The following is a 16086-nucleotide window of genomic DNA, read 5'->3' on the forward strand; positions in this document are numbered from 1 at the left end:
ACCATGAACTATAACAGCTATTTTGATAAAGCACGTGAAGCAAGCCGTAAAGCTCCCCTTGCTCCTGCCGTCATCAATGAGATTTTGAAGGATGTAGTGGCCGAAGCCATCGCTCAAACCGAATATATCCTGACCGAAAACCAAAGAGACCTTGACCGAATGGATCCGGCCGATCCAAAATACGACCGCCTTAAACTTACTGCCGATCGGATTAAAGGCATTGCCGGCGATATGCAAAGCGTTGCCAAACTGGATAGCCCGCTTGGTAAACTGCTTTCTGCTACAGAAATGCCCAACGGTTTATCGATATCAAAAATACGCGTGCCACTTGGCGTTGTAGGCGTTATATATGAAGCCAGACCCAATGTTACCTTTGATGTTTTTGCGCTTTGCTTCAAAACAGGTAACATAAGCATACTGAAAGGCGGCAGTGATGCTGATTTCTCTAACCGGGCCATTATTTCGGTTATCCATAAAGTATTGACGAAGCACGGTGTTGATGTTAATGTGGTTACCCTGCTTCCGGCCGAACGTGAGGCTACTACAGCTTTATTAAACGCCATTGGTTATATTGATGTGCTTATCCCAAGGGGAAGCCAATCGCTGATTGATTTTGTGCGGGACAATAGTAAAGTTCCCGTTATTGAAACAGGTGCCGGTATTGTGCATACTTATTTCGATGAATCGGGCAACCTGGAAAAAGGGGCCGAAATTATCGCCAATGCCAAAACCCGCCGCGTAAGTGTTTGCAACGCTTTAGATTGTTTGATCATTAACTCCGCCCGCTTAAGCGACCTGCCACAACTGGCGCACATCCTAAAGGCAAAAGAAGTAGAGATTTTTGCCGATGAGCGGGCCTTTGAAGCACTAAAAAGCGATTATCCCGCCAACCTTTTGCATGAAGCCAGTCCGGAACACTTTGGTACTGAATTTCTTTCGATGAAGATGGCTATTAAAACTGTAGATTCATTTACCGAAGCATTAGCATATATTGCTGTAAACAGTTCAAAACACAGCGAGGCCATTATCTCTGAAAATGCTGAAAACATTGCTAAATTTTTAAATGATGTAGATGCTGCCGCTGTTTATGCCAACGTATCAACGGCGTTCACTGATGGTGCCCAGTTTGGTCTTGGGGCCGAGATTGGCATCAGCACTCAAAAACTCCATGCCCGTGGCCCTATGGGGCTGGAAGAGCTTACCAGTTACAAATGGATAGTTAAAGGCAACGGACAAACCCGCATTCCGTAAAGTATCCTGCAAAGCCATATTGCATAAAAAAGGTGCTTACTCTGTGTAGTAAGCACCTTAAACGTGTTATTCCAAATTGTTAAGCGTTACTTTATTAAGTAGTTGGCTGCAGCAATAAAGCAAATAATCACTAAAATCACGCCCTGTAATTTTTGTTCTAAAGTCAATTGAGTTAACATTGTTTTATTAATTAGGATATAGCAAATTTATAATGTAATAGGTCTGTTACAATAGGCAGCATCACTTTTACGTTATTTTTAATAAATAATGTTGCTTGTTTTTATAATAGTCAGCTCTACATTTATTATTTAAAATTTTAGCAACAAATACCTTTTAACATTGAAATCAGTGTATGTCATACACCTGTTACAAAGGCAAATTTCATTGAAAAAACAGTAGTTAAAACGCCCATTTTATTCTTTTTTTCAAACAGCGCTTTTATGAATATCCGAATTTCGCTTTTACACTAAGTAACCTCCTGACAGGCTGCGATATCAGCACTTATTATTCAGTATTAATATAATGTTAAGCGCATGACCACCGTGATATTTAAATCACATTAAGGAAACAATGAACTTTCCAATAGCTTAAACCGGTACTTGTAACCGAAGTTTAACTTAATATAACACACACAATAATTTGAATAACAATGATAATTAACTAATGATTAATACAAAAATGATGATTAGCTCAATACATTTTACCCTATACTGACCAAGCATATGTTAACATAAAAATCAAATAGGTATCTTTGCGGCATTATGAGTAAGCATGGCAGGATATTAGTGGCAATGAGCGGCGGGGTTGATAGTTCGGTGGCGGCAGTAATGCTGCATGAACAGGGCTATGAAGTTATTGGTTTAACCATGAAAACCTGGGACTACGCCTCATCGGGCGGAAGTTCAAAAGAAACCGGCTGCTGCAGCCTGGATAGTATCAATGATGCACGTGCTTTGGCTGTCGGCTATGGCTTCCCGCATTATATATTGGACATCCGTAATGAGTTTGGCGATTTCGTGATCGATAACTTTGTTGACGAATATTTGGCTGGCCGTACTCCTAACCCATGCGTTTTATGTAATACCCATATTAAATGGGAAGCATTATTAAAACGTGCCGATAAACTCGATTGTGAATTTATTGCTACAGGACACTATGCCAATATCCGTTTACAGGATAACGGCCGCTACGTGATATCAAAAGGCAAGGATACCAATAAAGATCAGTCCTACGTATTATGGGGTGTATCTCAAAAAAACCTTGCCCGTACTAAATTCCCTTTAGGTAGCTTTTCAAAGCCCGAGATCAGGCAAATGGCGCTTGATATGGGCCAGATAGAACTTGCCGGTAAAAGCGAAAGCTACGAGATCTGCTTTGTACCTGATAACGATTACCGCTCATTTCTGCGACATAAAGTTGAAGATCTTGATGAACGTATCGGCCCGGGCAACTTTGTGCTTACCAATGGTACCGTAGTAGGTAAGCACCAGGGATATCCTTTTTATACCATTGGTCAGCGTAAAGGCCTGGGCATAGCATTAGGGCATCCTATGTTTGTTACCCGAATCGATCCTGACACCAATACCGTTGTTTTAGGCACAGCCGAAGAGCTTGAACGCAAACAGGCCTGGGTAAAAAACCTCAACCTCATTAAATACGAAACTGTGAATGAGCCGCTTGAGGCAATTACCAAAATTCGTTATAAAGATACCGGTGCCCAAAGTACTATTCTTCAAATGGGCGAACATATGAAAGTTGATTTCCATCATAATGTATCAGGCATAGCGCCGGGCCAATCAGCTGTATTTTATGAAGGAGATGACCTGCTTGGCGGCGGTTTCCTGATGTAAGTATTCTTTTCCTGCTATCTTTTGAACTTGACAAGCTGGACTGACATGCATGCCTGTTATCATTTTGTTAAAATCAGTTTAGGTATTTTGCAAGAATATAATTTTTACGGGCATTTTTACGCCAATTTTTCAACTTAAAACATAATTGACTTTCAACTTTTACACCTTTTACCAAAAACTAATTGGTGTTTCGCTTACTTTATGTTTTATTTGCAAAAACTAAAACTGATTAAATGGCCAAAAACTTACTGATAGTTGAATCACCTGCAAAAGCTAAGACCATTGAGGGTTACCTTGGAAAGGACTTTACTGTAAAGTCCAGCTATGGGCATATCCGTGATCTTGTTAAGTCGGAAGATGCAATTGATATAGCTAATAACTTTAAACAAAAATACGAGGTACCCGCAGATAAAAAGCAGGTAGTTAGCGAATTAAAGAAGTTAGCTAAGGAAGCCGAAATGGTTTGGCTTGCATCGGACGAGGACCGCGAAGGTGAGGCCATTTCCTGGCACTTGTTTGAAACATTGGATCTGAAGGATGTAAGCACCAAGCGTATTGTTTTCCATGAGATCACAAAGCCCGCCATTTTAAAAGCGATAGATACACCACGTAAAATTGACTATAACCTGGTTAACGCCCAGCAGGCACGCCGTGTTTTAGACAGGTTAGTAGGTTTTGAGCTCTCTCCTGTTTTATGGAAAAAGGTAAAGCCATCACTTTCAGCGGGCCGCGTACAATCAGTTGCGGTAAGGCTCATTGTTGATCGTGAACGTGAGATCAATAAATTTAAATCAGAAGCAGCATTTAAAATAGTAGCCATATTTGGCAAAGGCAAAGAGGCTTTCAAGGCCGAACTGCCCGAGCGCTTTACAAAACAGGAAGATGCTGAGAAGTTTTTACAGGACTGTATTGCGGCAGATTTTGATGTTAAATCATTAGATACCCGGCCAACAAAACGTTCGCCAGCCGCACCGTTCACAACATCAACCCTGCAACAGGAAGCAAGCCGCAAATTGGGCTATTCCGTAGCAAGGACTATGCAAGTTGCACAACGGCTTTACGAATCAGGTTACATCACTTATATGCGTACCGATTCGGTAAACCTGTCTGAACTGGCCTTAAATTCGGCAGCAAGCGAGATCGTATCAGCCTATGGCGAAAAATACCATCAGCAAAGAAAATATAAAACCAAAAATGCCAGTGCACAGGAAGCACACGAGGCAATCAGGCCAACCTATTTCAATAACCACTCTATCGATGGCGAATCGGCAGAGAAGCGTTTATATGAGCTGATCTGGAAACGCGCCATTGCTTCGCAAATGAGCGAAGCCCAGTTTGAAAAAACCACCGCAAAGATGAGCATCTCAACCCGTAGTGAAGATTTAGTGGCCAACGGAGAGGTAATGAAATTTGATGGCTTCCTAAAAGTTTATCTTGAATCGCAGGATGATGAGGATGAACCGCAACAGGATGGCGAAAATGCCATGCTGCCGCCATTAACCAAGGGTCAGCGTTTGGCTTTGCAGGAAATGTCGGCGACAGAACGTTTTTCACGCCCGGCCGCCCGTTATACCGAGGCAAGCTTAGTGAAGAAATTGGAAGAGTTGGGTATCGGTCGCCCGTCAACCTACGCCCCTACTATCTCCACCATTCAAAACCGTGGTTATGTGGTTAAGGAAGAGCGCGAAGGCAAGCAACGTAATTTCAGGGTGTTAACACTGAAAGCAGGCAGTATCACCAAAGAAGAAAAAACGGAGAATACAGGTGCCGAACGCGGCAAGCTGTTCCCTACCGATATCGGTGCTGTGGTGAACGATTTCCTGGTTCAATATTTCAAGGATATCGTTGACTTTAACTTCACCGCCAGCGTTGAAAAACAATTTGACGAAATTGCCCAGGGCATGAAAGAGTGGACAGCCATGCTCCACGATTTTTACAACCCTTTTCATAAAGAAGTTGAGAGCACTATTGAAAAAGCCGACAAAGCAACCGGCGAACGCGAATTAGGCACCCACCCGGAAAGCGGAAAAAAGGTTTCTGTACGGATAGGCCGTTTCGGGCCTTTTGTACAGGTTGGTGAAAGCGCTACCGACGAAAACGAAGAGAAACCCCTCTATGCAAGTCTTCGGAGCGGACAGAGTATTGAGACCATCAGCCTTGAAGAAGCGCTTGAGCTATTCAAGCTGCCCAAAGTTGTGGGCGAATATGAAGGCAAGGTAATGAAAGTGGCTATCGGCCGTTTCGGGCCTTACATCAGCCACAACAGCGCTTTCGTTTCTTTACCTAAAGAGATCGACCCGCATGATGTTACTGAAGAACAAGCCATTGAGCTCATTAACCTGAAGCGCAAAAAAGATGCTGAAAAGCTAATCAAAGCTTTTGACGAAGATCCGGACGTAAAAGTATTAAACGGTCGCTGGGGACCATATATTGAATTTGGCAAACTGAACGTTAAGATCCCTAAAGATAAAGATCCTTTGACCCTGACTTACGAAGAATGCAAGGCACTTGCCGATGCAACACCAAAAGATGCTAAAAAAGGGCGCTTTGGTAAAGCTGCTGCATCGGCCAAGCCTGCTGCAACAAAAGCACCGGCTAAGAAAAAGGCGGCAACTAAGAAAAAATAGTGAATGGTTGATTGGGGTGAATGGTTTAGCAAGTGCGATTAGAACCACACACCTAATCAACCCAATCAACCAAAAGAATGAAAAAAGACCTGCCAGAAAATAATGTAAAAGATATTGCTATCGCGGTAGCATTGGAGAGCGAGAGTGTGGAAAGTAAGGTATGGTATGTATATCTCATTAACCTTAAAAACGAGCCGATCGAAAACGTGCTCATTACCTCAAAAGGCTATGGGGAAAAGGACGGTGAACAGGTAAAAACCTCTACCCTGAGGCATATGATCCCTGTTGTTGACAGCAAAGCATATAAGCTTATCGAGCCTATTGATGAGCAAACCTTCGGCCTTAATAACGAGTATTGGCTCAGCTACTATATAGGGAAAGATATTTTCGACAAGAAATTTATATTCCTTCCTGAAAGTATTGTGGAGATGAATTTTATCAAAATCCCGGTTTTAAATAAACCCGGAGTTATGATAAAATAATTTTCGCTTTAAATTATTTATTGTCATAAATTTCATAATTTACCTGATAATAAATAAACCTATTCATGGAAAACGGATACAGTCAATTCCGCAAACGCCGAACCTTAATCACTATTGTCACTACCATTGCTCTTGCATTACTCATCGTATACCTGGTAGCTCATGGCCATAAAAAAGCAATAGTTGATCCTGCTTTCAGCAAGTATATCGAGTCGTATACCACTGGTGTTATTTCCAAACAGAGCCCCATTCGTATCAGGCTGGCCAGTGATGTGCAGGTAACACACCAGCAAAATGAGGAAATAACCGAGGATCTTTTCAACTTTTCGCCAGCCATAAAGGGAAAGGCTATCTGGACGGATGCGCGTACCATCGAGTTCAGGCCCGATGAGAAGCTCGACCCAGGTAAAAACTATACTGCCGATTTTAAACTGGGCAAGCTTATTGAAGTGTCGGATCATTTTGAGCATTTTAAATTTAATTTCCAGGTTATTCAGCCCGACTTTACGGTTTCATTCATCGGTATGCAAACCGCCAACAATACTTCAAACACCGAAATGAAACTCACCGGCGATGTACAAACAGCCGATGCCGAAGATCCATCGGCTGTTGATAAGCTCCTTATGCCCAACTATACATCTCCGGTAAAAATAAACTGGGAGCATGATGCCGCCCACAAAAACCACCATTTTACCATAACCGGCTTAACCCGTATTGCCGGCAAGGCCAATCCGCTTGCCATTAACTGGGATGGCAGCAGCATAGGCGTGGATAAAAAAGGCAGCCAGAATTTTGAAGTGCCCGCCATTGGTGATTTTAAAGTACTGAACATCCGCGCCGTGCAGGATAACGACCAATACGTTGAGGTACAATTTTCGGACAATATTTTGGTTGGCCAGGAGCTTAACGGGCTTATCACAATCAACAATATAGCTGATCCTGCTTACAGTATCGACGGTAGCCTGGTCAAAGTATATGCTCCGGACCGTTTACAGGGAGATTACACCGTATCTGTGAACGAAGGCATTAAAAACACGCTCCTGAAAAGGATCACGAAGGGCTATACCGCCAATTTATTCTTTGAAAACCGCTTACCTGCCGTTACTATCCCCGGCAAGGGTGTGATCCTCCCCGACTCGGGCCGTATTATGATGCCTTTCGAAGCGATTAACCTGAACGCAGTAGATGTTACCATCATTAAGATCTACGAAAACAATGTACCTCAATACTTTCAAAGCAATGGTTTTGACGGCAGTACTGAATTAAGGCAGGTTGGTAAGCCTATAGTTCAAAAAACAATCCGCCTGGATACTGATAAAGGTCTTAACCTGCACAAAAAAAACCGCTTTATGCTTGATCTTGACCAGATGATCCGAACTGAACCCGGCGCTATCTATCGCGTGGTGATCGGTTTCAGGCGGTCGTACTCACTGTTTAACTGTAAAATATATAGCGGTAAAGTTCAAAAGGATAACGGCGATAGTGACGAAGGCGAATACTACGGCGGCGAATACAGCGACAATTCATCAAAAGTAAGCGACGAGGACGACGACTTCTGGAAACGCTATGATAATTACTATCCCGAAGGCTACAACTGGCAGGAACGCGACGATGCGTGCACAGATTCGTACTATAGTAAACAACGCTGGGCTACCCGAAACATCATATCCTCAAACATTGGCCTTATTGCCAAACGCGGCAATGATAACAGCATGTTAATAGCTGTTACAGATATCCTGAACGCCCAGCCGATGAATAACGTGGATTTGGAACTGCTTGACTACCAAAAACAGGTAATTTACAAAACAACCAGCGACGGCGATGGGCTTGCCAAATTCGACCTGAAACGCAAACCGTACCTGCTGGTAGCCAAAAAAGGCGTACAGCGTGGTTACTTAAAGCTGGATGACGGTAGCTCTTTACCTCTGTCAAGATTTAACGTTGGCGGCGAAGAGGTACAGAACGGACTCAAAGGATTTATTTATGGCGAACGCGGCGTCTGGCGTCCCGGTGATTCCATTTATACCTCATTTATTCTGGAGGATAAACTGAAAACCCTTCCGGCTGATCACCCGGTTGAATTTGAATTGTACGACCCAAGCGATAAGCTTTACAGGCGCATTACCCGAACAAAAAGTTTGGATGGATTTTACAGTTTCCATACGGCAACAGAAACCTCGTCCCCTACCGGTAACTGGACAGCTAAGGTTAAAGTTGGAGGTGCTACTTTTGAGAAAAAGATAAAGGTTGAAACTATAATGCCTAACAGGCTTAAGCTTAGCCTGTCCTTCGGCGGAGCCGCTGAATTGACCAAAGGGAACAATGCCAATGGTAAATTAAGTGCCCAATGGCTTTTTGGCGGTGCGGCTCAAAACTTAAAAGCCAAGGTTGATGCTTATTTATCGGCACAAAATACCAGCTTCAAGAAATATAAGGATTATGTATTTGATGATCCTACACTGGCCTTTAATACGCAGGTTCAAACCGTTTTTGATGGCAAGCTGAGCGAAACAGGCACAGCTGATGTTGATGCCAATGTAAATGTAGAAAAACAGGCCCCCGGGCAACTTCGCGCAAACTTTTTAGTTAAAGTATTTGAGCCGGGCGGTAATTTCAGCATCAACCAGGTGAGCATGCCTTATAACGTTTACCCAGGCTATGTGGGGATTAAAACACCTGAAGGCAGTGACCTGTCGGGTATGTTGGTTACTGACAAAGATCATTTGGTTGATATTGCCGATGTGGATGTGAATGGAAACGCCCTTCCGGGCAGCCGCGATGTGCAGGTTGAACTGTACAAAGTACAATGGCGCTGGTGGTGGGATCAAACCGGCAACGAAATGAGCAACTTTACGCAGGATAAATACAACAAGCTCATTAAAACCGAAACTGTAAAGTTGACTAATGGCGCGGGCAAATGGAAACTGCATATCAACAAAGCCGACTGGGGCCGGTACCTCATTAAAATTAAAGATGAGCAAACCGGTCACTCAACCGGTAAGATCATTTATGTCGATTGGCCAAACTGGTCGGAACGGCTGCAATCAACCAACCCTACCGAGGCTGCGATGTTATCTTTCACTTCAGATAAACCTGCTTATAAAGTTGGCGATGAGGCTACTTTGACCATTCCAACAGGCGAGGCAGGTCGGGCGTTGATTAGTTTTGAAAACGGCAGCAAGGTTTTAAAAACAACCTGGATAGATACAAAAAAAGGACAAACCCGATATACATTTACTGTTGACGGAACAATGGCACCCAACGTTTTCGTGAACGTTACCCTGCTTCAAAAACATTCGCAAACGGTTAACGACCTGCCCATCCGCATGTATGGTGCTATTCCGCTACAGGTTGAAAATCCTGAAACGATATTGAAGCCGATCATCAGCATGCCTGATAAGATCAGACCTGAGACACAATCGGCCATTACCGTATCCGAGGCATCGGGCAAGGAAATGACCTATACCATTGCCATTGTTGATGAAGGCCTGCTGGATATCACCAATTACAAGATACCTGATCCGCATGATACCTTTTATGCCCATGAGGCTTTAGGCGTAAAAACCTGGGACCTGTTCGACTATGTGATAGGCGCGTTTGGCGGCGGGCTGGAGCGGATTTTAAGCATCGGCGGTGACGGGAACCTCGGTAATAACAAAAACGTATCTGTAAATCGTTTTAAACCCGTTGTAAAATTCCTTGGGCCTTTCCATCTTAACGCTGGCGAAAAGCAAACACAGCGCTTTATATTGCCGCAATACGTAGGTTCTGTTAAAGCCATGGTAGTAGCGGGCCACAACGGCGCTTATGGCATTGCTGAAAAGGCCGTGGCGGTTAAAAAGCCATTGATGATCCTGGCTACCCTGCCACGCGTGCTCGGCCCGTCCGAAAGCATCCAGCTGCCGGTCACCGTATTTGCGATGGAAAACAATATCAAAACCGTAAGCGTACAGGTACAAAGCAATGCTTTCAGCAACCTCGGTGGCAACAACCAAAAAACGCTGACTTTTGACAAACCCGGCGACCAGATGGTAACCTTTGATTTGAACGTCAAGGATTTTGTCGGCGTAGGTAAAGTAAAAATAATTGCCAAAAGTGGTTCGGAAACAGCTGCTTATGATGTTGATCTTAACGTCCGCAACCCTAACCCGCCTGTTACCCGCATTATTCAGAAAGAGCTTGCGCCTGGCGAAGTATGGAATACGGATTATCAGCCGGTTGGCATCAACGGCACTAATAAAGCCACGCTTGAAGTAGCTTACATCCCGCCGCTGAACCTTTCAAAACGTTTGGATTACCTGATCGAATATCCGCATGGCTGTGTGGAACAAACTACATCATCGGCGTTCCCACAGTTATACCTGAACCAGTTACTTGACCTTTCACCAAAACAAAGGGCTGAAACTGACCGGAATATTAAAGCCACCATTAACAGGCTCAATGGCTTCCAGGTACAGGGCGGCGGCTTAAGCTACTGGCCTTACGGCGGCGAAGCCGACGAATGGGGAACCAATTACGCCGGGCATTTCATGTTAACAGCCCAGGCAAAAGGCTTCAGCATGCCGATAGGCTTTATTGACCGCTGGAAGAAATATCAGAAAGAAAAGGCCCTAAGCTGGGCTCCACGCAAGCAGCCATACTATTACGAAGACGACCTTACCCAGGCCTATCGTTTATACCTGCTGGCCCTCGCCCGCTCACCCGAAATGGGCGCTATGAACCGCCTGCGTGAATTTGCACTATTGAGTGACGCCGCAGCCTGGCGCCTTGCTGCCGCCTATAAGCTTGCCGGGCAGCCTGAAGTTGGCCTAAAGATGATAGCTAAATTATCAACCACTGTTAAACCATATAACAGCCTATACGGCACTTATGGGTCCGGTTTAAGGGATGAAGCTATGATACTGGAAACCCTTACCCTGCTGGGCCAAAAACAAAAAGCAGCAGGGCTGGTACATACAGTTGCCGCACGTTTATCACAGGACGATTGGTACAGCACTCAAACTACGGCATACTCGCTGATAGCATTGGCGCAATTCTATGGTCAAAACAAACCTGCCGGTAAACTTGAATTTAACTATGCAGCAGGCACTGCCAAAGCTACCATCAGCACTGCTTCGTATTTATGGCAGGGAGCGCTGGCGGGCAACGGCGGTAAAGTTTATCTCAGGAACAACAGTAACAATAAACTGTACATTAGGCTGATACAAAAAGGACAGCCATCTTCAGGGCAGGATACCCAATCAATCATCAATCCGGATGTATTGCAGATGCGTGTCGGCTATTTCTCTCTTAAAGGTAAACCGATAGATCCATCCTCGTTAAAACAGGGGACTGATTTTGTAGCCCAGGTAAATATCAAAAATCCGGGAAAACGCGGCAGATACGATAACCTCGCCCTTACCCAGATCTTCCCTTCGGGTTGGGAAATATTAAACACGCGCCTGCTGGGTGATGAAGCATTTAAATCCTCTCCCTCTGATTACCGTGATATCCGTGATGACAGAGTGAACACATATTTCAGTTTGTATGAAGGGCAGGAATCAACCTATTATGTAATGCTTAATGCAGCATACACCGGTAAATACTACTTACCGGCTGTTTATTGCGAGGCGATGTATAATAACCAGATCAGCAGCTTATTGAAAGGACAATGGGTTGAGGTGGTGAAGTAACGATAAATTCAGACTTACGAAGTTTTACTACTTCGCAAGTCTTTAAAAATAGAAAGCGCTTCCATTTAATTTTGGAAGCGCTTTCTATTTATTGCGATAATAAAAGCTTACAACCTACCTGTTCTTGAAGGTTGATCTTTACTTGACACATAGTTAAAACTCTGCACCTGATCGCCCAGTTGGATCTTGAACTCACCTGCTTCGGTAACCGTTTTGCTTACATCGTTCACAAAGGCCAGATCTTTAGGAGTTATTTTAAAAGTAACTGTTTTGGTCTCGCCGGGTTTCAGGCTGATCTTATCAAAAGCACGCAGGCGTTTGGTATCCGGTGCAATACTGGCGTAAAGCTGGCTAATGTAAAGCAACACAGATTCCTTACCTTCCAACTGACCGGTATTTTTGACATCTACAGATATTGTCAGCGTTTCATTATCCTTAAGCTCAGGCTTGCTGATATGCAGGCTGCTGTAGCTGAATGTAGTGTAGCTGAGACCATAACCAAATTCATATAAAGGATTATATCCATGCTTATCATCAGGATTGCCGTTCTCCAAGTTTTTGCGGTAATAATTTACAAGCGCATTGGGGTAACGGGGATAAGTAACGGATAACTTACCCGATGGGTTCACATCGCCAAACAAAACACCGGCAATAGCATCCCCACCCTCGTTTCCCGAAAGATAAGCCATAATAGTAGCAGCGGATTTACTTTCAGCATCGGTAACAATACGCGGGCGGCCTTCGGCTAATACCAGGATCACCGGTTTGCCGGTTTTAGCCAATTCCAACGCCAGCTGGGTTTGTGCTGCAGGAAGGTTCAAATCATCAATATTGCCTACGTTTTCAGTGTAAGAAAGTTCGCCGAGGCAAAGCACAATAGCATCAGCGTTCTTAGCGGCCTTAACAGTTTCATCTACGTTTTGCAGGCTGTCGAAAGATGCACCGGTTTCATAAGTTACGTTATCCTTCCCTATTTTTTGTTGGATAGCTTCCAGTATGGTGTTTTTGCCGGCCGCAAACTTATCCGATAAGTCACCCTGCCAGGTGTAGCTCCAGCCACCATCCAACGAGCGCATGGTATTTGCAGTAGGACCGGTTACCAGTACTTTCAGATCCTTTTTAAGAGGAAGCACATGGTTATTATTCTTTAATAGCGTAATGGCCTCATTAGCCGCCTGCACACTGGCCTGCCTAAACTCATCCGATCCGAATTTAGGATAATCATCAGGGTTACCAACCGGGTGTTCAAATAAACCAAGCTCGTATTTAACCTTTAAAATACGGTGAACTGCCTCATTAACGCGGGCCATTGATACTTTTCCTTCCTTCACCAGCTCAATGAGGTAGGTATAAAAGGTGTAATCATAAGGTACCATACTCATATCTACACCTGCATTTACAGCTATCATTACGGCATCCTTTTGAGTGGCCGCTACGTGGTGGCGATCATGCAGGTATTGGATATCGCGCCAATCGGTTACAGCAATACCTTCGAAATGCAGTTCTCCCCTTAGCACATCGGTTAACAAATATTTACTTGCATGAACAGGAACACCGTTAATTTCGCCCGAGTTGATCATCAGCGTCTTCGCTCCTGCTTTAACAGCTTCGGCAAACGAAGGCAAAAAATATTCGCGCATATAACGGTCAGGGATCCACGAAGGGGTACGGTCTTTTCCGCTTAGCGGGAAACTGTAGCCAAGATAATGTTTCATACAGGCGGCAACATGGTATTTATCGCCCACGTCATTACCCTGGTAGCCCTTTATAATTTCGGCACCCATGGTTTTTACCACGTAAGGGTCTTCGCCAAGGGTTTCATAAATCCGCGGCCATAAAGCCGACCGGCCCAGATCCAGCACCGGCGAATAATTCCAGGGGATATAGCTTGCACGGGTTTCATAAGCGGTGATCTCCCCCATTTTATGCGCCAGGCTTTTATTAAACGTCGCTGCAAGAGCTATTTCCTGTGGAAATAAAGTGCTGCCAACTGTATAGGTAACGCCATGAATAGCATCGATACCATAAATAACCGGGATTTTTAAACGGTCATGGTCGGCCGCTTTCTGAATCTGAGAGATCACATCATACCAATGGCTGCGCTCATATGCAGTGCCGGTAACATTCAATATTGAGCCTACGTGATATTTCATGATAGCCTCTTTCAGTTTATCAGGGTCAAGCTCATGAGCACCCGCACCTGTTTTTGAAACCACATCGGATGTTACTTCAGTCATCTGCCCAACCTTTTCCTCAAGGGTCATTTGAGCTATAAGGGCGTCAACTTTTTTATCGATAGTCCCCATGGCAACCGGCTTCTTTTGAGCCAGCACTGTGTAGCTTAACCCATTGAGTAAAGCAAGTCCCATTACAGTAAGGTAAAGTTTTTTCATGTTGTGAGAATTTGATATTTATTTAGTTGATCTATGTTTTTCATCAATAGCTAACTCGTGTTGTAAAGCCTCTATCGCGTTAGCGAGATAAGCCAGCGGAGCATTCCAGTTTATAGCTATTTCATTGGCTGCATAGGCACGTTCATCATCAATATAAGCCTCATCGGGCACTTTTGATGGCACCCTGACACCATCCTGCATACCGGGATTGGAGCCGCCTACGAGCAGGCCCGGTACCGGATCAACCACGCCATCAGCTGCAGAAGGCCTGTGGTGCGGGTGCATTGGTGTTTTAGTACCATACCCTGTCACAAAAGAATAACCTGTACCGTTACGGCCAAGCAGGTAGTCAAGATTTGCTAAAGCACAATCCAGGTATTTTTTATTGTGCGATAATTTGTAAGCCTGGATAAGCAGGATGCCTTCGTTTGCAGCCTCGGATGTGCTGCCCCAGCCAAAATGCCTGGCGGATTTAGTCATCACCGTTTGATAGGCATTTGAATCAACCCCGCTGATCATATCATCAGCTGTACTAATCAGCCTTCTCCTAATTTCCGGCATCGCAGATACTGTTTTCTCTGTTATATTATTTTTAATCAGTGTATAATACCCCAGCAACCTAACCTGCGACCACGTAGGTATCGGCATCGAACCATCAGGCAAAAGATTAATATTTTTAAGATAGTCCACATCGCCGGTAGTGACTACCAGTTCAGAGGCCGCCCAGATAAACTCATCGTTAAAGTTATTATCGCCATAGCCGCCAGTAGTGACCTTCGGCTCAAACTTTTTATTCATCTCATCCTGACGATAGGCTACTTCCGGATTTTTAACAGCCCAGTTCCAGGCTTTCTGCGCAGCATTCAAACATGAATCGGCTAAGCCTGGTAACTCTTTAGGATATTGTTTGAAGATCCGTGAAGCCTGTGCCATAACAGCGGCAAAATCAAGCGTGGCCGCAGTGCCTTTTTGTACCACATAACGTGGTGACGGATCTTTATCGGGCATTTCAAACTTATCAAAAGCAGCATTGGTAAGCTTATGATATACACCGCCATCGGCGGGATCCTGCATGGTAAGCATCCAGTGCAGGTTCCAAAGCACCTCATCCAAAACATCCGGCACCTTGTTGCCGCTTTCGGGGATATTAAGCTTAATTGTTTTCATGTAGGCGGGAAAATCCTCGTATAAAGAAAGCAACGTGCTTGTAGTAATACCACTGTTCACAATATACTTGTTATAATCGCCGGCATCATACCAGCCACGCGGCGATGATATCACTGAGCCTGTCTTTCGTCCCTCATTTTCGGCAGATGGATGGATCAGCACAACAGTATCAGGATGCCCTTCGGCCCTGTGCCATTTGCCGGCATACTTTTCGGGTAGCGGTGTACCCGAGCGCATAAAATAATAGGCCTTGATGGCAGCGGCAGCTACCGCTTTATGAACCGAGGCTTTAATTTCAAAGGAATAAGAATAGCCTGCAGATGGGACATAAAGCACATATCTTCCGGGTTTTCCAAACATACTAAAGTCGGCCAGTTGAACAGTGTGCCCGGCAAAGTTTGGTTTAAGCGATGGTTTTAGCTTACCGGTAAATACTGTTTGCTTTTGAATGGTTTGGATAAAAAAGTTACCCCCTCTGTCACTTAAAACAATGGCCTTTTTAACAGCGCCGGGGTAAAAGCCTATTTGATTGAGGCGGATAAGCCTTGAAGTTGTATCGGTTTGAGCAGAAGCATTGCCTCCTATCAGCAGCAGCCCGAATAGAAATTTGTAAAATGACTTAAGAAGGTACTTTTTCATCTGCC

At 44.4% G+C, this 16086-nt stretch carries 7 protein-coding genes; 5 read left to right on the forward strand and 2 right to left on the reverse strand.

Annotated elements, in window-relative coordinates:
- Positions 1–3 precede the first annotated feature (3 nt).
- From SNE26_RS10685 to SNE26_RS10705, 5 genes are all read left to right on the forward strand, one after another.
- Entirely contained in the window at positions 4–1251 is a 1248-nt protein-coding gene (locus SNE26_RS10685) for a glutamate-5-semialdehyde dehydrogenase (protein ID WP_321559347.1), read from the forward strand.
- A 761-nt stretch (positions 1252–2012) separates the two neighbouring features.
- The gene (gene mnmA / locus SNE26_RS10690; RefSeq protein ID WP_321559348.1) at positions 2013–3101 is read left to right on the forward strand and encodes a tRNA 2-thiouridine(34) synthase MnmA; all 1089 of its coding nucleotides are present in this window, start codon (positions 2013–2015) and stop codon (positions 3099–3101) included.
- 233 nt (positions 3102–3334) lie between these two features.
- Entirely contained in the window at positions 3335–5728 is a 2394-nt protein-coding gene (gene topA / locus SNE26_RS10695; protein WP_321559349.1) for a type I DNA topoisomerase, read from the forward strand.
- A 77-nt stretch (positions 5729–5805) separates the two neighbouring features.
- Positions 5806–6210 carry a hypothetical protein gene (locus SNE26_RS10700; RefSeq protein ID WP_090525388.1) on the forward strand — a complete coding sequence of 135 codons (405 nt, stop codon included), beginning with the start codon at positions 5806–5808 and terminating at the stop codon, positions 6208–6210.
- Between the two features lie 65 nt (positions 6211–6275).
- Positions 6276–11882 carry an MG2 domain-containing protein gene (locus SNE26_RS10705; protein ID WP_321559350.1) on the forward strand — a complete coding sequence of 1869 codons (5607 nt, stop codon included), beginning with the start codon at positions 6276–6278 and terminating at the stop codon, positions 11880–11882.
- 107 nt (positions 11883–11989) lie between these two features.
- Here the strand turns inward: SNE26_RS10705 and SNE26_RS10710 are convergent, their stop codons facing one another.
- Together SNE26_RS10710 and SNE26_RS10715 are read right to left on the reverse strand one after the other, a co-directional pair.
- Positions 11990–14275, reverse strand: coding sequence for a glycoside hydrolase family 3 N-terminal domain-containing protein (locus SNE26_RS10710; RefSeq protein WP_321559351.1), 2286 nt, complete (start codon positions 14273–14275; stop codon positions 11990–11992).
- An 18-nt stretch (positions 14276–14293) separates the two neighbouring features.
- The gene (locus SNE26_RS10715) at positions 14294–16081 is read right to left on the reverse strand and encodes a glycoside hydrolase family 9 protein (protein WP_321559352.1); all 1788 of its coding nucleotides are present in this window, start codon (positions 16079–16081) and stop codon (positions 14294–14296) included.
- Positions 16082–16086 lie beyond the last annotated feature (5 nt).

The organism is Mucilaginibacter sp. cycad4 (genome assembly GCF_034263275.1).
GTDB lineage: Bacteria > Bacteroidota > Bacteroidia > Sphingobacteriales > Sphingobacteriaceae > Mucilaginibacter.

What these genes read in the sequence shown, in the direction of transcription:
- SNE26_RS10685 (WP_321559347.1), top strand. Translation starts at nt 4, where the DNA reads ATGAACTATAACAGCTATTTTGATAAAGCACGTGAAGCAAGCCGTAAA.
- mnmA (WP_321559348.1), top strand. Translation starts at nt 2,013, where the DNA reads ATGAGTAAGCATGGCAGGATATTAGTGGCAATGAGCGGCGGGGTTGAT.
- topA (WP_321559349.1), top strand. Translation starts at nt 3,335, where the DNA reads ATGGCCAAAAACTTACTGATAGTTGAATCACCTGCAAAAGCTAAGACC.
- SNE26_RS10700 (WP_090525388.1), top strand. Translation starts at nt 5,806, where the DNA reads ATGAAAAAAGACCTGCCAGAAAATAATGTAAAAGATATTGCTATCGCG.
- SNE26_RS10705 (WP_321559350.1), top strand. Translation starts at nt 6,276, where the DNA reads ATGGAAAACGGATACAGTCAATTCCGCAAACGCCGAACCTTAATCACT.
- SNE26_RS10710 (WP_321559351.1), bottom strand. Translation starts at nt 14,275, where the DNA reads ATGAAAAAACTTTACCTTACTGTAATGGGACTTGCTTTACTCAATGGG.
- SNE26_RS10715 (WP_321559352.1), bottom strand. Translation starts at nt 16,081, where the DNA reads ATGAAAAAGTACCTTCTTAAGTCATTTTACAAATTTCTATTCGGGCTG.